General features: G+C 49.0%; 1 protein-coding gene. It reads right to left on the reverse strand.

The features are described from left to right. Window positions 1-537: immunoglobulin domain-containing protein (locus OQX61_RS24250; protein WP_265844428.1), on the reverse strand; the 537-nt coding region annotated here is incomplete at both ends.

Here is a 537-nt window from a genome sequence, read left to right on the forward strand (position 1 = left end):
TCGCAGAATTCTTTCTGACTTACCGTAATTTCAGGAGTCGCCGGAATCGGATGAGCAATTAAAACCAGGGCATCAGATACCAGACTCGCACAGTTGTTTATGGTGACCACTAAAGTATATTTTCCGCTTTCGGTAGCGATGTAAGTCTGCTGGTTTGCATCCTGTATCGGGTTCCCATCTTTGTACCACTGGTTGCCGGTAGCTGCAGGTGAAGTCAGCGTAGTGCTGCTGCCTTCGCAGAATTCTTTCTGGCTTACGGTAATTTCAGGAGTCGCCGGAATCGGGTGAGCGATTAAGACCAGGGCATCAGATACCAGACTCGAGCAGTTGTTTAAGGTGACCACTAAAGTATATTTTCCGCTTTCCGTAGCGATGTAAGTCTGCTGGTTTGCATCCTGTATCGGGTTACCATCTTTGTACCACTGGTTGCCGGTAGCTGCAGGTGAAGTCAGCGTAGTGCTGCTGCCTTCGCAGAATTCTTTCTGGCTTACGGTAATTTCAGGGGTCGCCGGAATCGGGTGAGCAATCAGGATAACT

Source organism: Pedobacter sp. PLR (assembly GCF_026239675.1).
Taxonomy (GTDB): domain Bacteria; phylum Bacteroidota; class Bacteroidia; order Sphingobacteriales; family Sphingobacteriaceae; genus Pedobacter.